Below are 18,748 nucleotides of genomic sequence, written 5' to 3' on the forward strand. Positions count from 1 at the left end.
GCTGCCGCTACGCGCCGGGCGACGGGGAGGCCGGTGTGCTCGGTGTCTGCGGGTCCTTCGCGGGTGCAGGCAGCGTGATGCGCATCTCCGGGGTGCGTGACACCATCAGCCAGGTCGGCAGGATGACCAGGCACAGCAGCGGGAGCACTGCGATCGAGCCGGTGACGGCGACGCCCAAGAAGATCGCGATCCAGCCATCACGCGCGATCACGAGCGTCACACCGAGGATGGCGCAGCCTACCGCCACCGCCATCGGGACAGACGGAACGAGAGCGTTCGCCAGCACGCCGACAGCAGCGCCGATGAAGACGCTCGGGAAGATGCGTCCGCCCCGGAAGCCGGCCGATGCCGCGATCACGAGTGCGACGAGCTTCACCACAAGGATGAGCGCCAGCTGCCCGGACGAATAGGTGGCCCGGTTCTGAATCAGCTCGCTCATCTGCGACAAGCCCTTGAAGAGGGTGATGGGGCCGCCGATCGCACCGAGGACACCGAGCACCATGCCGCCGAGTGTGATGTAGATGACCGGGTTGCCGATGGAGTGGAAAAGACGGTGGACCAGAGGGAACACGTACACCGCCACGAGACCGATCAGGGTAGCGATCACACCGATGATGAGGCCCGACAGAATATCGATCGGGTGCGTCGTGGTGTATGCGGGCATCGGCACGGTGAATTTCGGATGCTGCAGCAGCGTCATTGTCAGCGAGCCGGCCGCCGCGGCAACGAGTGGCAGGAACAGGCGATCCCACAGGGCTCCGCCGGTCTTCAGGGCGGCGACCACACCGGTGAAGACGAGCGCCGCTGCGACGGGCGTGCCGAAGAGGGCGCCGATCGTACCGGCCGCCGTGATGAGCACGATCAGCTGTGACGGGACGGCCGGCCACAGCCGGGCGACGAGGGCGACCAGCAGTGCGGTGTTGATCGCGATGATCGGGTTCTCCGGGCCCAGGCTGACGCCACCGGCGAGTGCGAGCACCGTGACCAGGGCCAGGGACGGCAGAACGGCCAGTTTCAGCGGAGGCTCGATCAGCTCGGTCGTCGCCGAGTCCGGACCGCCGTGTCCGGGCACGAGCCAGACCACCAGTCCGACGGCCAGACCGGTGATACTCAGTACGCCGAAGATCCACCATCCCGAGGCCGGGTCGACGCCGATCGCCTTCGGGAGCGCGGTCCAGATTCCCTTGTCGACGATGTCGGCGATCCAGTCCAGGGCGAACAGCACGAGTGCGGACACCACTCCGACGATGACTGCGGGAACCGCGAGCCTGACGAGCGTGCGGATGGTTGGGACGTCTGTCGGTGCCGGCTGATCCGTCATGGTGCCCCATTCATCGGTGTTGCCCCTGTGTCCCGGCGGCAGGTCAGCCGTCGAGCCCCCGCCGTTTCAGGAGCGGCTCGATCACCGCATCCCGGCCACGGAAATCCCGGTACGCCTCGAGCGGGTCCTTCGACCCGCCGACGCCGAGCAACCGGGTTCGGAAGCGGTCGCCGTTGTCGCGCTTCAGGCCGCCGTTCTCCTTGAACCACTCCACGGTATCGGCGTCGAGCACTTCACTCCAGATGTACGAGTAATATCCCGCGTCGTAGCCGCCCGCGAAGGTGTGCGCGAAATACGTGCTCGCGTACCGCGTCGGAACAGCGGGGTTGTCGAGTCCGACCTGGGCGAGCGCATCCGCTTCGAAGCCGGCGACGTCGGAAACGGTGTCGTCTGCCGAGATCGTGTGCCACGCCTGGTCGAGCAGTGCGGCGGCGAGGTATTCGCTCGTCTTGAAGCCTTCGTTGAACGACGATGACGCATTCAGCCGGTCGACGAGCTCGTGAGGCATGCGCTCGCCGGTCTCGTAGTGAACCGCATAGTTTTCGAGGATTTCGGGCCAGAGCATCCACATCTCGTTCACCTGGCTCGGGAACTCCACGAAATCACGGAACACGTTCGTTCCGGCGAATTTCGGATAGGTGACGCGGGCGAACAGCCCGTGAAGGGCGTGGCCGAACTCGTGGAACAGCGTGTTCGTCTCGTCGTAGGTGAGCAGGGTCGGCTCGCCGGGCGCCGGTTTCGGCACGTTCAGGTTGTTGACGACGACCGTCGGATAGCCGAGGAGTTCGGACTGCGAGATGAGTGGATTCATCCAGGCCCCGCCGCGCTTCGAGTCGCGCGTGTAGAGGTCGAGGATGTAGAGGCCGAGCGGGGAGCCGTCTTCGTTCGTGACCTCGAACACGCGTGCATCCGGGTGGTACGCGACCAGCTCGGGCCGCTCGGCGAACGTGATGCCGTAGAGGCGCGTCGCGGCATAGAAGACGCCGTCGCGGAGGACGCGCTCCGCTTCGAAGTACGGGCGCATCGCAGCGACGTCGACGTCGTACTTCGCCTGCCGCACCTTCTCGGTGTAGTGCGCCCAGTCCCAGCTGGCGAGCGCGAATGCGTCGCCGATCTGCTCCTGGAGGTCCGCCTGTTCGGCGCGGGCGTCCACGGCGGCCGCCGGGGCCAGTCGCCCCAGCATGTCGGCGACGGCGTCGGGTGTCTTCGCCGTCTGGTCGGCGGTGACGTAGGCGGCGTGGGAGGCGAACCCGAGCAGACGGGCGCGTTCGGCGCGCAGCCTCGTGATCTCGAGGACCAATTCGCGGTTGTCGTTGTCGCCGCCACGGATGCCGCGGGAGCGCGACGCTGTCATGATGCGCTCACGCAGGCCGCGGTTCGTCAACCCGGCGAGGAAAGGATGCCCGGTGGGGAGCACGAGGGTGATCACGAACTTTCCATCGAGGCCGCGCTCGCGAGCTGCTTCGGCCGCTGCCGAGATCTCGCCTTCCGCCAGGCCATCGAGTTCTGCGACATCGTCGACGACGACTGCGAGATCGTTGGTGTCGGCGAGGAGGTTCTTCTCGAACCGCGTGGTGAGTGTCGACAGCCGCTGGTTGTAGTCCTTCAGCAGGTCCTTGTCGGCATCGCTGAGACCTGCGCCCGCGAGTGTGAATTCGGTGAAGTAGCGGCGGACGAGATACTGCGACTCGTCGTCGAGGCCCAGCGTGTCGAGCTGGTCGTGGATCGTCTTGATCCGCGCGTAGAGGGCAGGGTCGAGCTTGACCGCGTCGTCGTGGGCTGCGAACAGCGGCGCGATCTCTTCTTCGAGCGCGTTCGTGAAATCGGTGCTGTCGGACGAACTCTTGTTGTAGAAGACTTCGGCGACGCGCTGGAGGATCTGGCCGCCCTTTTCGAGAGGCACCATCGTGTTGTCGAAGGTCGGCGGCGCCGCTTGGGCAGTGATCGCGCTGATCTCGGCCAGGTGCTCAGCGAATCCCCGTTCGAATGCCGGCCGGTAGTGCTCGTCACGGATCTCGGCGAACGGCGGCAACTGGTAGGGAAGTGCGCTGGGGACGTAGAAGGGATTGGTCGAATCTGCCATTGCCCCAGCCTAGGACCGCGGTGCCCGCGATGTGGTTAGGGCAGGGGGCCGGATGCGCGTCAGCCGGCGTGCAAACGTCTCGTTGCAAATAGGACATTGCAAACAAATAATTGCAAAGAAGTACTTGCAAAGGTACCTTTGCATCGCTAGTCTGAGGCTATGAGCACCGCCGACGAGACCCCGAAGGCCAGCGATCGCTTCACGCCGCTCGGCATGGAGGCCCTGCGCGCACTGGCGCATCCGCTTCGCGTCCAGATCATGAACGAGCTGTCCGATTTCGGGCCCCTCACGGCGAGCGGCCTCGCGTCCCGGCTGGGGGAGTCGAGCGGATCGACCAGCTACCACCTGCGCCAGCTCGAGAAGCACAACATCATCCGCGAGGTCGAGGGCAAAGGCTCAGGACGGGAACGCTGGTGGGAGATGTCGCCCGGCGGAGTCACCATCGGCACGCCTGAGATCCTCGGCACGCCCGCCGGCCGTGAAGCGACAGAGCTCGTCTCACGCGAATGGCACCACAACAACGAGCGACGGCTGGCCGCCTTCATGCGCTACGGCATCGACCGCCTCGGAATGGACTGGATGGAGTCCGCCTCACTCTCCACAGCCCACCTCAAGCTCACCCGCGAACAACTCAAGGCCTTCGGCGAGGAATATCAGGAACTGCTCAAGACCCTCACAGACAAGTACCGCGGGCAGGAGACGCCGGGGGCGCGCCGCACCCAGATCCAGTTCAATGCCTTCCCCCTGATCGACGAAGCAGGTGACGAGGAATGACCGCCCCGGCCCTGATCGCGAAGCCGAAACGGGCTCCCTTCAGCTCGGGATTCAACCGTCTCTGGAGCGCCGCGATCGCCAGCAACCTGGCTGACGGTATCGGCCGCACGGCCGTTCCGCTGATCGCCACCACTCTCACGCGTGACCCGGCGCTCATCGCGGGACTCACCGCCGTCACCTTCCTTCCGTGGCTGATCTTCGGCATCCCTGCAGGCATGCTCCTGGACCGTGTCGACCGACGCATCGCTATGGCGGTCGCCAACACGCTTCGTTTCGCCGTCGCCGGGCTCCTGTCCGTTCTGATCGCGACCGACCAGCTGACGATCTGGTGGCTCTACGCGTGCGTACTCCTGTTCGGGATGGGCGAGACCGTCTTCGACAACGCCACAACCACCGTGGTGCCGAGCCTGGTCACCCGCGATCAGCTCGATCGCGCGAACGGGCGGATGCAGTCGGCGGAGATCGTCGTGCAGAACTTCATCGCGACGCCGATCGCCGGCTTCCTCTTCGCCGTGGCGATCGGCCTGCCGATCTGGCTCACCGGCAGCGGGTTCCTCATCGCGGGACTGCTCGCGCTGGCCATCCCAGCGGCCGCCGCCCGGGGATACTCGGCGGGCGCGGTCGAAGACGGGGGAGAGGCCGAGCGGCCCAGACCCGCTTTCCGCGCCGTGGTCTCCTTCCTGCTCCACCAGCGGTTCCTCCGCAACATGATCGTGCTCACGTCGCTGACGGCCTCGGCTCTCGCCTTCGCGCAGGGCAGCGTTGTGCTCCTGCTGCTGCAGACCTTCTCCGTTCCAGCGGCGGCGATCGGTGTCGTGACGGCCGCTGTCGGCGCCGGAGCCCTCGTCGGTGCACTCCTGGCGAGCCGTTTCGTCGAACGATTCGGGCGGGGCGTCGTGATGTTCACAGCTGTGCTCGTCGGCGGTGTCGGTCTCCTCGGGGTCGGCCTGACCTCCAACGTCCTCATCGCGATCGGTGCCTACGCGTTCGGCGCGTTCGGCGTAGCGGTGTGGAACGTCCCGTGGGGCGCCCTTCGACAGTCCATCGTGCCGTCCGACATGCTCGGGCGTGCGATGGGCATCATCAGGACGATCGGCTGGGGACTCACGCCGATCGCCACGGTCCTGGGTGGTTTCGTCGCCCGGATCGACCTCAGGCTGCCATTCGTGATCGGTGGCGGCCTCGTCGTCGTGCTTGCGCTCGTCGCAGCACGACTCCTGCTCTCGGCCGGCGCGCAGGTGCCGACGGAGTCGAACGAAACGGAAGGGGTCGCATCATGACCGTCATCCCGTACACCACGACCGCGCACACTCGTGCGACCACTCCGACCCGCGTCGACCGACTGCTGATCAGCGCCGGGACGGCGATCGCAGCATGGGGGGTCCGCAGGGCGGCGCTCCGCAGCATTCCCGGCTTCGCGGACCAGACAGCCGCGTTCGAAAGCCGGCGCGACGCGGCCGCGCGCGATCTCCCGATGCTGCCGCGGTAGGACTAGTCCCGATCGAACTCGTCCGGCTCCGATTCGACCGGCTGGGTGATCGTCGCCGAATCCTCGGAGGGGTTGTAGCGGATGACCGTGCCGTCATCGAGCTCGACGACGGGTTTGCCTTCGAGCCAGGTCAGCGTCCAGCGCCAGGTGTCGGTGTCGACATCCAATGCGAGCAGTTCTTCTTCGACCGTCGAGACGGCGTAGGCGACCACCTCGGGAAGCGACTCCGGGGAATCTCCTCCGACCGGCCAGCGCGTGCCGAGCTGCATCGTCTACAGCTCGATCTCGTACGTCACCCAGGCCGTGCGCGAGCCCAGCTCGTCATACAGGTGGATGGCCGTCTCATTGTCGGGAGCGGTGATCCACTGGACGACCCCGAGCTTGCGTTCCTGAGCGATGCCCCGCACTGCTTCGATGAGCGCTTTGCCTGCTCCGTGTCCACGGACCGGCTCATCCACATACAGGTCGTCGAGGAACAGCCCGCGATCCGTCTCGAGGGGCCGGGCGAATTCTCGGTAGTGCGCGAGTCCGACCAGCTCGTTCCCATCGTCGGCTTCGTCGTCGATGGCGACCAGCGCACTCTCCTCGTGACCGGGGTCGATCAGCCAACTCCACACGAGAAGCGCCTTCTCATCGGTGAGAGCGGTCTCGTAGAACGCGGCATACTTCTCGTACAGGCCGAGCCAGGCGAAGAAATCGCCGTCCGCAGCCGGTCGAACCGTTATCGACATTGGTGCCTCCTGTCGCCAAACCCCGCAGGCCGAGAGTCGTTACTGTTCACGACCCTATCGCGCGCGCACACCCACGGTCGATGTTTGAGGTGGTGAGGTTTCAGCCTCCGTCACGGGACGAGGTCGTAGGTGACCCACTCCGTCTTCTCGGCGACCCGGTCGTAGAGGCGCCGCGCCTCGTCGTTGTCGGCGGCGGTGATCCAGCGCACGACCGAGAACCCCTCGTCGCGGGCACGCGCCTTCAGCGTCTCGAGGATGGCCGTGGCCGCCCCTTCGCCGCGCGCATCCGGAGTGACGAAGAGATCGTCGAGGAACAACCCGCGACTGCCGGCGAGCGGCCGCGAGAACACGCGAACGTGAGCGAGGCCGATCGGGTCACCTGCGTCGTTGAGCGCGAAGTAGGCTTCGAGCTCGTGTGCCGGATCGGAGAGCCAGCTCCAGACGAGTACGGCCTTCTCATCGGTCAGCGGGGTCTCGTAGAACTCGCCGTAACCGCTGTACAGGTCAAGCCAGGTGAAGAACTCACCGTCGTCGACGCGACGTACGGTCGTTGTCATCGGGCCTCCTCGGTCTGGGGGATGGGCGCAAGCAGAATATCGGTCACCACCAGCACATCGCCGGATTCGAACCGCAGGTCGGCGATTCGTCCGACTGCCTTGAGGTCGTCCGCGGCAAGGCGGAGCGCCGCGATCGCCTCGTCGGGGCCGGCGATGACGGCGCTGTCGACGAGGGTCTTCTGCGACGCCTTCGCGTCGGTCTTCGCCCGGCGGATGCCCGTCAGCGCCTGGCTCGCGAACGACAGCACAGCCGACTCGTCGGCCCATTCGCCGGTGAGTTCTGCGGCCGTCGGCCAGGGAGCGAGGTGCACAGTGCCCTCGTTGAACCACGACCAGGCTTCCTCGGTCGCGAACGGTGCGACCGGGGCGAACAGACGGAGCAGGGTGGACAGGGCCGTGCGGAGCGCGACCACCGCCGAGACCTGCTCGGGGCCCGCGGTGGAGTACGCGCGCTCTTTGACCAGTTCGAGATAGTCGTCGCAGAACACCCAGAAGAACGTCTCGGTCTGCTCGAGGGCCCGTGCGTGGTCGTAGCCGTCGAGCGCATCCGTCGCATCGGCGACCACTGCGGCCAGCTGCTCGAGCATGCTTCGGTCGAGCGGCTGGGTCACCAGTGCGAGGTCGTCGGAGGCCGGCGCCTCGAAGCCGAGGATGAACTTGGCCGCGTTCAGGATCTTGATCGCGAGACGGCGACCGATCTTGATCTGGGTCGGATTCTGGGGATCGAAGGCCGCATCCGTTCCCAGGCGACTCGATGCCGCCCAGTAGCGGACCGCATCCGAGCCGTGCTGCTCGAGGATGTCGACCGGGGTGACGACGTTGCCCTTCGACTTCGACATCTTCTTGCGGTCGGGGTCGACGATGAAGCCGGAAATCGCCGCGTGGGCCCACGGCGCGACGCCGTGCTCCAGCTGTGAGCGAAGAACGGTCGAGAACAGCCAGGTGCGGATGATGTCCTGGGCCTGCGGCCTGAGGTCGAACGGGTAGACGGCGTCGAAGAGCTCGGGGTCGCGCATCCAGCCGCCTGCGAGCTGCGGGGTGAGGGAGGAGGTCATCCAGGTGTCCATGACGTCGTGCTCGCCGACGAAGCCGCCGGGCTGGTCGCGCTGGCTCTCGACGAAGCCGGGGGCCGCATCCGACGAAGGGTCGACCGGAAGGCTGTCGACCGACGGGAGGATCGGCTGGTCGAAGACGGGGTTGCCGTCGGCGTCGAGCGGATACCAGATCGGGATCGGCACGCCGAAGAAGCGCTGACGCGAGATGAGCCAGTCGCCGGAGAGACCGCCCACCCAGTTCTCGTAGCGCACGCGCATGAAGTCGGGGTGCCAGTCGAGTTCTTTGCCGAGCTCGATCAGGCGTGCCCGCAGCTCTTCGTCGCGGGCGCCGTTCTTCACGTACCACTGGCGGGTCGACACGATCTCGAGCGGCTTGTCGCCCTTCTCGAAGAACTTCACCGGGTGGGTGATCTGGCGGGGATCGCCGATGAGGTCGCCCGACTCCTTCAGAAGCTCGACGACCGCCTGCTTGGCCGAGAAGATCGTCTTCCCCGCCAGCTCCCCATACGCCGCCTTGCCCGCCTGGGTGGTGATCGCATCCGGAGCCTCAGACACGATGCGCCCGTCGAAGCCGATGATCGCACGGTTCGGGAGATCGAGCTCACGCCACCACACCACATCCGTGATGTCGCCGAAGGTGCAGATCATGGCGATTCCGGTGCCCTTGTCGGGCTGCGCGAGGTGGTGCGCGAGCACGGGCACCTCGACGCCGAACACCGGCGTCGTGACGGTCGTGCCGAAGAGGGGCTGGTAGCGCTCGTCGTCCGGATGCGCGACCAGCGCGACACAGGCGGGGAGGAGTTCGGGCCTGGTCGTCTCGATGTAGACCGGACCGTTCGCGCTGTGGAACGAGACGCGGTGGTAGGTGCCCGGCTGTTCGCGGTCCTCGAGCTCTGCCTGGGCGACCGCCGTGCGGAACGTCACATCCCAGAGGGTCGGAGCCATGGCCTGGTAGGCCTCACCGCGTTCGATGTTGCGCAGGAACGCGAGCTGCGAGGTGTGGAGCGACTCTGTGCCGATCGTGCGGTACGTCTGCGACCAGTCGACCGAGAGACCCAGCGAACGCCAGAGCACCTCGAACTGCTTCTCGTCCTCGACCGTGAGGCGCTCACACAGCTCGATGAAGTTGCGGCGGGAGACCGGCAGCTGGTCCGCGGCCTTGGAGCTCTTGTTGTCGCCGCCCTCGAACGGCGGCGTGAAGGCGGAATCGTAGGGGAGCGACGGGTCGCAGCGCACGCCATAGTAGTTCTGCACACGCCGCTCGGTGGGGAGGCCGTTGTCGTCCCAGCCCATGGGGTAGAAGACGTACTGGCCGCGCATCCGGTGATAGCGGGCGACGATGTCCGTGTGGGTGTAGCTGAAGACGTGCCCGATGTGGAGAGAGCCGGACGCGGTCGGCGGGGGAGTGTCGATCGAGTAGATGCAGTCGCGATCGGTCGCGGACAGAGCGTTCGCCCGGTCGAAGAGGTAGGCGCCCTCGGACTGCCAGCGGCCGCCCCATTTGGCTTCGAGCCCTTCGAGGGCGGGCTTGTCGGGCACAGGGTTGACGGCGCTCATTGCATCTCCGAATCGATATGTGCGGCACCGTGTCAATGGTGGGGTGCCTGAGTGTGCGGTGTTTCAAGGGTACCGGACACTCGGGTGCACAGGCCGAAAGCGCCCGCTCCGGACGAGAGCGCCCCGCAGAGCGGGCGCACTCGCCCGGAACGGGCACGGTGGTGGCTGCGGGTTACGCGGTCGCCGCTGCGGTCTCGGCCGGCGCGGGAATCGGCAGCTCGTCGATGATCGGCTTGCGCCGGGCGGCGAAGCCCGCCGCCACCAGTGTGATCACCGACATGATCGCCAGGATGATGCCGGGGTGCCACCAGGCGTTCCCCGTCGCGTGGCCGAGCGTGAGGGTGATGGCCGGGATGAACGCCGTCAGGAGCGCAGCGATGCTGTACGCCACCGAGAGCGCGCTGTAGCGGTTGCGGCTCGGGAACAGGTCGGCCATCAGCCCGCCGAGGCCGGCCCACGACAGCGTCGGGAGGATGCCTCCGATGATCATGGTGCCGACGAGGATGGGGAAGGTCGCGAACTGCAGGAACCAGTACATCGGGAACGTGATGAGGAGCGTTCCCACGGCGCCGATGGCGACGACCCTGGCGGACCCGATCCGGTTGGCCCAGACGCCGAAGAGGGGGATCGTGACCAGCTGGAGCAGGCCGCCGATCGTCGTCGCGATCAGGAGGTCGTTGAAGCTGAAGCCCAGCGTGGCCGTGCCGTAGTTGACCATGTAGGTGTTCATCAGCGAGTACGAGCCGATCCCGAGGACCGCGGCTCCGATGGCGATGAGGAACGGGATGGGCGAGTTGCGGAGCACGTCGGCGAGCGGGAAGCGGTCGCGGCTGTTCGTCGCGACCAGGTTCTTGAAGACGGGCGTCTCGTCGATGGACCAGCGCAGATAGAGCGAGACGAGCAGGAGCGGGATCGCCGTCAGGAACGGGATGCGCCAGCCCCACTCGGCGATCTGGGCCTGAGTGAGCATGAGCGGCAGCGCGATGAAGACGACTGCGCTCAGGATGGACCCGACCGGTGACCCGAGCTGCGGGAGCGACGCATAGAACCCGCGGCGCTTGGGATTCGCATACTCGGTGGCGAGCAGGATGGAGCCGCCCCATTCGCCGCCCAGAGACAGGCCCTGGATGAGCCGGAGGAGCACGAGCGCGATCGCCCCGAACCAGCCGGCGACTGCATAGGTGGGCAGGAGGCCGACGAGTCCGGTGCTCACGCCCATGATGCTGATCGTGATCAGAAGGGTTGCCCGACGCCCGATCCGGTCGCCGAGGTGGCCGAAGACGATGGCACCGAGGGGGCGGATGACGAACCCGGCCGCAATGGTGAGGAAGGCGGCGAGGACCTCGCCGAACGAACCGAGCGGCGCGAAGAAGAGCGGGCCGACGAAGAAGGCGCTGAAGTACGCGAAGAGGTAGAAGTCGTACGATTCGAGCGAGGTGCCGACGAACGACGCGATGGTCACGCGTCGGGCGGTGCCGGGGGTGATCCCTGGACGATCGGTCTCACTGAACGTCAGGGTGTCGGATGAACTCACGAACGGTCCTTTTCTGTTGTCGCTTGTGGCGGTCTTAGTATTTGGATCGGGTCCAATAATAGGCATGAGGGGGAACGCATGAGCGCAGCGGACCATTCCCGCGTCCCCCGCAACGGCACCGGCCGGCCTAGGGCGTCATCCCGTGCCATGCTCGCCGAGGCTGCGGCCGAGCTGTTCCTCGAGCAGACCTACGCCGGAACGACGATCGATCAGATCGCCCAGCGCGCCGGTGTGAGCCGGAACACCTTCTTCAACTACTTCCCGGCGAAGAGCGATGTGCTCTGGTACGAGGTCGACGACAGCCTGCGCAGTTTCAGCGAGATCCTCGCGTCGGTGCCCTATGAGGTGCCGGTGCTGACGGCCGTGCGGAGCGCGATCCTGTCGCTTGCCGGGGACTTCAGCCCCTCTCGTGTTCCGATCGCCCTCACCCAGTTCGACCTGATGGGCACGAGTGTCGAGCTCGAGTCGTCCGCGCTGTCGCGGTTCACCGCGGTCGTCAGCCAACTCAGCGGTGACATCGCGCGACGCCTCGGGACGGATCCCGGCACGCTCGAGCCGCAGGCGATCGCCACCGCGGTCATCGGTGCGGCGGTCGCGGCGGCCGGAGTGTGGGCGCGTGCGGGAGTCCGTCGGGGCGCTCTCACGCCGTACGTCGCGGATGCGATCACACCGGTGTGCTCCGGGTATCAGGGGATGCTCGATCGCCAGGCGGCGACCCGCTAGAATCGAAGGCAGAGACGTCGACCCGGCCATCACCGGTGAGTCTTCGGAAGAACGGCGCAGCATGACGCGCTCAGTAGAACCGAACGGGGCTGGCCCGTCACAGCCAACGAATAAGCGGTCGCGCCGTGCCGAAGGGGGCAGTGCGCGGCAAGCGGGGTGGTACCGCGACTCGCGCCTCGAGCGCCTGGCGTCCTCGTGCAGACACAGAACCTGCCAGGAGAGAAATGCCGTACCCCAAGTCGAACCCCGGCGACCAGCCGTCGGATGCCGCGCGCGGCGTCACGCCGTCACCGAACTTCCCCGAGATCGAGACCGAGGTCCTCGACTTCTGGAAGAAGGACGGAACGTTCCGCGCATCCATCGACAACCGGGCGGATGCGCCGGAGTGGGTCTTCTACGACGGCCCGCCCTTCGCCAACGGCCTGCCGCACTACGGCCACCTCCTGACCGGCTACGCGAAAGACGTCTTCCCCCGGTTCGAGACCATGCGCGGACGCAAGGTGGAGCGCCGTTTCGGCTGGGACACCCACGGCCTGCCCGCCGAGCTCGAGGCGGAGCGGCAGCTCGGCATCACCGACAAGAGCCAGATCGAAGAGATGGGCATCGCGGTCTTCAACAAGGCCGCGCGCGACTCGGTGCTGCGGTACACGCACGAATGGCGCGAGTATGTGACCCGCCAGGCGCGCTGGGTCGACTTCGACAACGACTACAAGACCCTCGATGTGAACTACATGGAGTCCGTCATCTGGGCGTTCAAGCAGTTGCACGACAAAGGCCTCGCCTACGACGGCTACCGGGTGCTCCCGTACTGCTGGCGCGACCAGACACCGCTGTCGAACCACGAACTGCGCATGGACGACGACGTCTACAAGATGCGCCAGGACCAGACTGTCACGGTCACCTTCCCGCTCGTCGGCGAGAGGGCCGAAGCGCTCGGGCTGACCGCCGTGCGTGCGCTCGCGTGGACGACGACACCGTGGACGCTGCCCACAAACCTCGCGCTGGTCGTCGGTCCGGACATCCAGTACGCCGTGCTGCCCGCCGGACCGAACGGCGCAGCCGACGGCAACGGCAATCCCGAGCACGCGGAATTCGGTGCGGAATACCTGCTCGCGCTCGACCTCGTCGGCAACTACGCGAAAGACCTCGGCTATGCGTCGTCGGCGGATGCGCTCGCCGCCGTCAGCCGCCGCATCCCGGGTTCCGAACTGGAGGGCGTGCATTACGACCGTCTGTGGGACTACTACGCGGATGCGGAGACTTACGGCACCGGGAACGCGTGGCAGATCCTCGTCGACGATTACGTGACCACGGAGGACGGCACCGGCATCGTCCACCAGGCCCCGGCCTATGGTGAAGACGACCAGCGCGTCTGTGAGGCCGCGGGCATCCCGGTCATCATCTCCGTGGACGACGGCGCGCGCTTCCTGCCGGTCGTCGAAGACGTGGCCGGGCTCCAGGTGTTCGAGGCGAACAAACCGCTGACCAAGCTGCTGCGCGAAGGCGGCCGCCTGCTGCGCCAGGCGAGCTACGAGCACTCGTACCCGCACTGCTGGCGGTGCCGCAACCCGCTGATCTACAAGGCCGTATCGAGCTGGTTCGTTCGCGTCTCCGATTTCCGCGACCGGATGGGCGAACTGAACCAGGAGATCACCTGGGTTCCCGACAACGTGAAGGACGGCCAGTTCGGCAAATGGGTGGGCAACGCCCGGGACTGGTCGATCTCGCGCAACCGCTTCTGGGGTTCGCCGATCCCGGTGTGGAAGAGCGACGATCCGGCCTACCCGCGTGTCGATGTCTATGGCTCGCTGGCTGAGCTCGAAGCCGATTTCGGCACGGTCCCTGTCGGAGCCGACGGCCAGCCCGACCTGCATCGCCCGTACATCGACGAACTGACGCGACCGAACCCGGACGACCCGACAGGTCGGTCCACCATGCGCCGCATCCCCGACGTGCTCGACGTCTGGTTCGACTCCGGAGCGATGCCCTTCGCGCAGGTCCACTACCCGTTCGAGAACCGCGACTGGTTCGACTCGCACAATCCGGCCGACTTCATCGTCGAGTACATCGGGCAGACGCGCGGCTGGTTCTACCTCCTGCACGTACTCTCGACGGCGCTCTTCGACCGGCCGGCGTTCAAGAACGTCATCAGCCACGGCATCGTGCTCGGCAACGACGGGCAGAAGATGTCCAAGTCGCTGCGCAACTATCCCGACGTCAACGAGGTCTTCGACCGTGACGGTTCGGATGCGATGCGCTGGTTCCTGATGGCGAGCCCGGTGCTGCGTGGGGGAAACCTCATCGTCACGGAGGAAGGCATTCGCGAGGGCGTGCGCCAGGTGCTCCTTCCTCTGTGGAGCACGTGGTATTTCTTCTCGCTGTACGCCAACGCGAGCGGTGGATCGGGCTCCAGCGGCTACGAAGCGAGCTGGCGCACCGACTCGACCGACGTCCTCGACCGGTACCTGCTGGCGAAGACGCGCGACCTGGTCGCAGAGGTCACGACCGACCTCGAAGCGCTCGACAGCACCATGGCCGCGGCCAAGCTCCGGGACTTCGCAGACGTGCTCACCAACTGGTATGTCCGCCGGTCGCGCGACCGCTTCTGGGCGGGCGTCGTCGACGACGGGGAGAACAGCGAGGCGTTCGACACCCTCTACACGGTGCTCGAGACGTACGCGCGCGTCGCGGCGCCGCTCCTCCCGCTCGTCACCGAGCGGATCTGGCAAGGGCTCACCGGCGGACGCAGCGTGCACCTGACCGACTGGCCCGATGCGGGGATCTTCCCGGCCGACGATGCGCTGGTCGACGCCATGGACCGCATCCGCGGGATCAGTTCGACCGTCTTGTCCCTGCGCAAGCAGGGCGCCTTGCGCGTTCGCCTGCCGCTCGCGCGCCTGACCGTCGTGGCGCACGACGCGGAGGCGCTGGTTCCGTTCGAGTCGATCCTGCGCGACGAGCTCAATGTGAAAGCCGTCGACCTGGTCGAAGTGCACGAGTCCAGCGCCGTCGACTATGGCATCACCAGCAAGCTCACGGTCAATGCACGCCCAGCCGGCCCCCGACTCGGCAAGGACGTCCAGCGCGTGATCCAGTCGGCCCGTGCGGGTGACTGGTCGGAGATCGACGGTGTGGTCACCGTGGGCGGCATCGAACTCGTCGAGGGCGAATTCGACCTGGTGCTCGAGACGGCCCAGGCCGAAGGCGAGACGGGTACGGCACTCGCCCTGCTGCCTGGGGGCGGATTCGTGCTCCTCGACACCCGCACGACACCCGACCTCGAAGCCGAAGGACTCGCGCGCGATGTCATCCGGGCCGTGCAGGACACCCGGAGGGCCGCCGGACTCGACGTGAGCGACCGCATCCGGCTCGACCTGGTGTTCTTCGACGATGCGGATGCAATAGCGCTCACGCGCGCATCCGACGTCGACATCGCCGCGGAGACCCTTGCGCTCGAGACGACGCTGCGCTGGCCGGAGAGCCACCCTGCCATCGACGGATTCGCGCGACAGATCCCGTCGGAATGGCTCGCGAGCGTCGTCGAGCACGAGGCGGCGTTCTACCAGGACTTCACGGCCGGGCAGTTCGCCAATTCCGGCCGATTCATCGTGGCGGTCACCCGATGGGACGGGAGCATCGATGTCTGACGACGACTTCACAGCCGCGGGCGACGCGGTCTACCAGGCGTTGCTCGCACGGCTCGGAGAGGCGAGCCCGCAGCCGCGCCTGGCAGCGACGAGACGAGCTGTCGAACTGCTCGGTGATCCTCAGCGGGCGTACCCGATCATCCATGTCACCGGCACCAACGGTAAGACCAGCACGAGCAGGATCGCCGAAAGCATCCTGCGCGCCTACGGTCTTCGCACCGGGCTCTTCACCAGTCCGCACCTGGTCAGGTTCAACGAGCGGATCATGATCGACGGGGAGCCGATCAGCGACGAGTCGCTCGCGCGCAACTGGGACGACATCCAGCCCTACCTCCAGATCGTGGATTCCGAGCTCGAGACGGCCGGCGAGCTTCCGCTCACCTTCTTCGAAGCGATGACGGTCTTGGCGTTCGCCTGCTTCGCGGATGCGCCGGTCGACGTCGCGGTCGTCGAGGTGGGGATGGGCGGCGAATGGGATTCGACGAACGTCGGTGACGGCCAGGTCGCAGTGTTCACACCGATCTCCCTCGATCACACCAAGCGACTCGGCAACACCATCGCCGAAATCGCTCGCACGAAGTCGGGCATCATCAAGCCGGCCGCAGACGTGGTGAGCGCGGCTCAGCCCGCCGAGGCGCTCCGCGAGCTGGAGCACGCGGCAGAGCTGACCGAGTCGACCTTCTCTGTGCAGCCCGACGGGTTCGCGGTAGTGAAAACTGACGTGGCGGTCGGGGGCCAGCTGGTGACCATCCGCGGGCGTGCCGCGACCTACAGCGAGCTCTTCCTTCCGCTCTACGGCGACCACCAGGCACAGAACGCCGCGGTCGCAGTCGCCGCCGTCGAAACGTTCCTCGGCCGCGGAACGATGCCGCTCAACCCGCAACTCGTCGAGGAAGGGCTGGCAGAAGCCACGTCGCCGGGGCGTCTGCAGCTGATCGGGATCGAGCCGACCGTGCTCGTCGATGCTGCACACAACCCGAGCGGTGCGGCGACGCTCGCCGCAGCACTGGGCACCTACTTCGACTTCGACGAGATCGTGTTCGTGATCGGCGTGCTCGCCGACAAGGACGCTGTCGGCATCATCCGCGAACTCGCCCCACTGGCGACACGCTTCCATGTCACCCAGTCCGGTTCGGAGCGGGCCATCGACAGCGAGGTCCTCGGCGACCTCGTGCTTGCGGCCACGAACGCCGACGCCACGTACGTCTTCTCCGAGCTCGACGATGCGATCGAGCGCGCCCGCGAGTGGGCTTCGGAATCGTCGCGACGAGCGGTCGTCGTGACGGGGTCGATCACGCTCGTGGGCGATGCGATGGCGATCGCCGCCGCACGCGATTGGAAGCCGGCTTCGTGAGCGGCGCATCCGAGACGCCCGGAGAAGCGGGGACGCCAGGCGTACCCGGCGAACCAGGTGCCGGGCTGCCGGCGCGGCGCGCCCGACGGACCCGCACGATGCGCGAGAGCCTCGGCTCGATCGTCCTCGGCTTCGAACTGATCATCGTGTTCCTGGGCGCGCTCGTGCTGTTCGGACTTCACAGCCTGCCCGCGCCCGTCGCGCTCGGCGGGGGAGCGGCGCTCGTCGTGCTGATGATCGTCGCCGTCGCCCTCCTGCGGTATCCCGTCGGCATCATCCTCGGGTGGGCGGTCCAGCTCATCGTGATCGCCGCCGGCCTGCTCGTGCCCGCCTTCTTCATCGTGGGTGCGATCTTCACAGCGATGTGGACGTACTGCATGATCGTCGGCGGGCGGATCGACCGCCGCGACCGACTCGCCCGCGAATCCGCGGAGTTCGCGAACCCCCAGAACGACATCGGCACCGACAACGAATCCCACCGGGGAACGGAGAAACCAGAATGACCACCACCGTTGAAGAGACTCTCGTCCTCGTGAAGCCCGACGGCGTCGCGCGCAACCTGACCGGGGAGATCCTCCGCAGGATCGAGGCGAAGGGTTACGCCCTCGTCGACATCCGGATGCTGCAGGCCGACCGCGAACTGCTCGCCAAGCATTACGAAGAACACGACGGCAAGCCTTTCTACGAACCGCTCGTCGAATTCATGGAGAGTGGACCGATCGTGGCCATCCGTCTTGCGGGCAACCGTGTGATCGAAGGTTTCCGCTCCCTCGCGGGTGCGACCGACCCGACGACGGCGCTGCCGGGAACGATCCGCGGCGACCTCGCACGCGACTGGGGCCTCCGGGTGCAGCAGAACCTGGTGCACGGCAGCGACTCGCCCGAGTCGGCGGAAAGGGAGCTGGCGCTCTGGTTCTGAGCCCTCCGAAGCGAAGCTTCGTCGGCGCACCTTCCGCTCGCCGCACTTGTTGTGTCCCGGCGCACTACGTAGACCACGTGCGACGGGACGCAACGAGTGCGGCGACGCGTCTTTCGTCGTCGCGAAGGTCAGAGGCGGTGCAGCCAGTCGAGCTGAACCTGTGCGATGACCGCGACGACGATGTAGCACGCGAGTGTGATGAGGGGCACCCAGCTGTACCAGGCCGCAGCGAGCCGCCGGACGGATGCCGGAACGGGAATATTGCCCGTCTTCAGGTTGTACAGGGTCACCAGCCAGAACGTCGGAATCGTGACGACCCAGGTGAGCATGCACCACGGGCACAGGACGAAGAGCTGGTAGATGCTCGTGTAGATCAGGAAGATCACGAGGGCGAGCGCCCCGACCACACCGAGGTTGAACAGCATCCAGTACCAGCGTGCGAAGCGGGCGCCGGCGAGGATTCCGACGCCGACGGAGATCGTGGCCGTCCAGCCGGCGATTCCCAGGATGGGGTTCGGGAAGCCGAGAAGCGAACCCTGCCACGACTCGAGGTTCTTGCTGCAGCCCACGAGCACGCTGATGTTGCACGAGAGCTGGGCGTCGGGATTGGCGAGGACCGCGAACTTGTCCAGCGTGAGCTGGAACGCCGCCCAGAACCCGATGAGCCCAGCGATGATGAGCGAAATGGCGAGGACAGTCGGACGCTTGGCTGGCTCAGTCAGGGACACGGTGGAATTATGACATATCAACCCTGCGTGTCACGGGGCCCTGCGCACGGACGGCAGCGGGGTCGTGCGATAATTGAGGGGAAGTCTCCCGGGCCGCGCCCGGAGAGGCGCCAAAGAAGGCTTTTTGGGCGTCGATACGCCCAGCAGTGGTCGGTCAGAGTGGCCGGCAGTCAGACATTGAGACAGTGTGATCAGAGCCAAGAGCCGGTCGCACGTGTAAAGGATTGGCGGAACGACGCACAGCGTGGTTTCCGCTCTGGAGAGTACCCGGGCAGG

At 66.6% G+C, this 18,748-nt stretch carries 16 protein-coding genes; 8 read left to right on the plus strand and 8 right to left on the minus strand.

Going from position 1 to position 18,748, the window contains the following annotated elements; genetic code table 11:
* Positions 1 to 7: 7 nt before the first annotated feature.
* Both AAYO93_RS07705 and AAYO93_RS07710 read right to left on the minus strand, forming a co-directional pair.
* Entirely contained in the window at positions 8 to 1,321 is a 1,314-nt protein-coding gene (locus tag AAYO93_RS07705) for an ion channel protein (protein WP_345764399.1), read from the minus strand.
* Between the two features lie 43 nt (positions 1,322 to 1,364).
* On the minus strand, positions 1,365 to 3,404 hold the full coding sequence (locus AAYO93_RS07710) for a M3 family metallopeptidase (RefSeq protein WP_345764400.1): 2,040 nt from the start codon (positions 3,402 to 3,404) through the stop codon (positions 1,365 to 1,367).
* A 159-nt stretch (positions 3,405 to 3,563) separates the two neighbouring features.
* Here AAYO93_RS07710 and AAYO93_RS07715 point away from each other — a divergent pair, with 159 nt between their 5' ends.
* From AAYO93_RS07715 to AAYO93_RS07725, 3 genes are read left to right on the plus strand one after another with little or no spacing between them, the layout of a single operon-like run.
* A complete protein-coding gene (locus AAYO93_RS07715; RefSeq protein ID WP_345764401.1) occupies positions 3,564 to 4,178 on the plus strand; it encodes an ArsR/SmtB family transcription factor in 615 nt (204 codons plus the stop codon).
* Positions 4,175 to 5,458: an MFS transporter gene (locus AAYO93_RS07720; protein ID WP_345764402.1), complete on the plus strand. Its 1,284-nt coding sequence runs from the start codon at positions 4,175 to 4,177 to the stop codon at positions 5,456 to 5,458. Before AAYO93_RS07715 ends, AAYO93_RS07720 begins: the two co-directional genes overlap by 4 nt.
* Positions 5,455 to 5,667, plus strand: coding sequence for a hypothetical protein (locus AAYO93_RS07725; protein WP_345764403.1), 213 nt, complete (start codon positions 5,455 to 5,457; stop codon positions 5,665 to 5,667). The genes AAYO93_RS07720 and AAYO93_RS07725 overlap by 4 nt, the downstream gene beginning before the upstream one ends.
* A 2-nt stretch (positions 5,668 to 5,669) precedes the next feature.
* Here AAYO93_RS07725 and AAYO93_RS07730 read toward each other — a convergent pair whose 3' ends face one another.
* The 5 genes from AAYO93_RS07730 to AAYO93_RS07750 form a co-directional block, all read right to left on the minus strand.
* Entirely contained in the window at positions 5,670 to 5,936 is a 267-nt protein-coding gene (locus tag AAYO93_RS07730) for a hypothetical protein (protein ID WP_345764404.1), read from the minus strand.
* A gap of 3 nt (positions 5,937 to 5,939) precedes the next feature.
* Positions 5,940 to 6,398 carry a GNAT family N-acetyltransferase gene (locus AAYO93_RS07735; RefSeq protein WP_345764405.1) on the minus strand — a complete coding sequence of 153 codons (459 nt, stop codon included), beginning with the start codon at positions 6,396 to 6,398 and terminating at the stop codon, positions 5,940 to 5,942.
* Positions 6,399 to 6,508: 110 nt separating this feature from the next.
* Complete coding sequence (locus tag AAYO93_RS07740; protein ID WP_345764406.1) at positions 6,509 to 6,955, minus strand: GNAT family N-acetyltransferase; 447 nt, start codon at positions 6,953 to 6,955, stop codon at positions 6,509 to 6,511.
* Positions 6,952 to 9,567, minus strand: a complete 2,616-nt coding sequence (gene valS / locus AAYO93_RS07745) for a valine--tRNA ligase (RefSeq protein ID WP_345764407.1) — start codon at positions 9,565 to 9,567, stop codon at positions 6,952 to 6,954. Before valS ends, AAYO93_RS07740 begins: the two co-directional genes overlap by 4 nt.
* A gap of 172 nt (positions 9,568 to 9,739) precedes the next feature.
* Positions 9,740 to 11,101 (minus strand): MFS transporter, encoded by a 1,362-nt coding sequence (locus AAYO93_RS07750; protein ID WP_345764408.1) that lies wholly within the window; start codon positions 11,099 to 11,101, stop codon positions 9,740 to 9,742.
* A 78-nt stretch (positions 11,102 to 11,179) separates the two neighbouring features.
* Between AAYO93_RS07750 and AAYO93_RS07755 the strand changes: the two genes are divergently transcribed.
* From AAYO93_RS07755 to ndk, 5 genes are all read left to right on the plus strand, one after another.
* Complete coding sequence (locus tag AAYO93_RS07755) at positions 11,180 to 11,824, plus strand: TetR family transcriptional regulator (RefSeq protein ID WP_345764409.1); 645 nt, start codon at positions 11,180 to 11,182, stop codon at positions 11,822 to 11,824.
* Positions 11,825 to 12,048: 224 nt separating this feature from the next.
* The gene (gene ileS / locus AAYO93_RS07760; RefSeq protein WP_345764410.1) at positions 12,049 to 15,471 is read left to right on the plus strand and encodes an isoleucine--tRNA ligase; all 3,423 of its coding nucleotides are present in this window, start codon (positions 12,049 to 12,051) and stop codon (positions 15,469 to 15,471) included.
* Positions 15,464 to 16,825, plus strand: a complete 1,362-nt coding sequence (locus AAYO93_RS07765; RefSeq protein ID WP_345764411.1) for a bifunctional folylpolyglutamate synthase/dihydrofolate synthase — start codon at positions 15,464 to 15,466, stop codon at positions 16,823 to 16,825. The genes ileS and AAYO93_RS07765 overlap by 8 nt, the downstream gene beginning before the upstream one ends.
* A complete protein-coding gene (locus AAYO93_RS07770) occupies positions 16,822 to 17,328 on the plus strand; it encodes a DUF4233 domain-containing protein (RefSeq protein WP_345764412.1) in 507 nt (168 codons plus the stop codon). Before AAYO93_RS07765 ends, AAYO93_RS07770 begins: the two co-directional genes overlap by 4 nt.
* Positions 17,325 to 17,744, plus strand: coding sequence for a nucleoside-diphosphate kinase (gene ndk / locus AAYO93_RS07775; protein ID WP_345764413.1), 420 nt, complete (start codon positions 17,325 to 17,327; stop codon positions 17,742 to 17,744). Before AAYO93_RS07770 ends, ndk begins: the two co-directional genes overlap by 4 nt.
* A gap of 128 nt (positions 17,745 to 17,872) precedes the next feature.
* On the opposite strand, the gene AAYO93_RS07780 is transcribed toward ndk, so the two are convergent.
* Positions 17,873 to 18,472 (minus strand): vitamin K epoxide reductase family protein, encoded by a 600-nt coding sequence (locus AAYO93_RS07780; protein ID WP_434056675.1) that lies wholly within the window; start codon positions 18,470 to 18,472, stop codon positions 17,873 to 17,875.
* Positions 18,473 to 18,748: the final 276 nt, after the last annotated feature.

The sequence above is a fragment of the Diaminobutyricibacter sp. McL0608 genome, assembly GCF_039613825.1.
Lineage (GTDB): Bacteria > Actinomycetota > Actinomycetes > Actinomycetales > Microbacteriaceae > Diaminobutyricibacter.

Excerpts from the sequence above, each read along its gene's own strand:
- AAYO93_RS07740 (WP_345764406.1), bottom strand. The coding sequence starts at position 6,955 with ATGACAACGACCGTACGTCGCGTCGACGACGGTGAGTTCTTCACCTGG.
- AAYO93_RS07705 (WP_345764399.1), bottom strand. The coding sequence starts at position 1,321 with ATGACGGATCAGCCGGCACCGACAGACGTCCCAACCATCCGCACGCTC.
- AAYO93_RS07755 (WP_345764409.1), top strand. The coding sequence starts at position 11,180 with ATGAGCGCAGCGGACCATTCCCGCGTCCCCCGCAACGGCACCGGCCGG.
- AAYO93_RS07715 (WP_345764401.1), top strand. The coding sequence starts at position 3,564 with ATGAGCACCGCCGACGAGACCCCGAAGGCCAGCGATCGCTTCACGCCG.
- valS (WP_345764407.1), bottom strand. The coding sequence starts at position 9,567 with ATGAGCGCCGTCAACCCTGTGCCCGACAAGCCCGCCCTCGAAGGGCTC.
- AAYO93_RS07735 (WP_345764405.1), bottom strand. The coding sequence starts at position 6,398 with ATGTCGATAACGGTTCGACCGGCTGCGGACGGCGATTTCTTCGCCTGG.
- ileS (WP_345764410.1), top strand. The coding sequence starts at position 12,049 with ATGCCGTACCCCAAGTCGAACCCCGGCGACCAGCCGTCGGATGCCGCG.
- ndk (WP_345764413.1), top strand. The coding sequence starts at position 17,325 with ATGACCACCACCGTTGAAGAGACTCTCGTCCTCGTGAAGCCCGACGGC.
- AAYO93_RS07710 (WP_345764400.1), bottom strand. The coding sequence starts at position 3,404 with ATGGCAGATTCGACCAATCCCTTCTACGTCCCCAGCGCACTTCCCTAC.
- AAYO93_RS07720 (WP_345764402.1), top strand. The coding sequence starts at position 4,175 with ATGACCGCCCCGGCCCTGATCGCGAAGCCGAAACGGGCTCCCTTCAGC.
- AAYO93_RS07730 (WP_345764404.1), bottom strand. The coding sequence starts at position 5,936 with ATGCAGCTCGGCACGCGCTGGCCGGTCGGAGGAGATTCCCCGGAGTCG.
- AAYO93_RS07725 (WP_345764403.1), top strand. The coding sequence starts at position 5,455 with ATGACCGTCATCCCGTACACCACGACCGCGCACACTCGTGCGACCACT.
- AAYO93_RS07765 (WP_345764411.1), top strand. The coding sequence starts at position 15,464 with ATGTCTGACGACGACTTCACAGCCGCGGGCGACGCGGTCTACCAGGCG.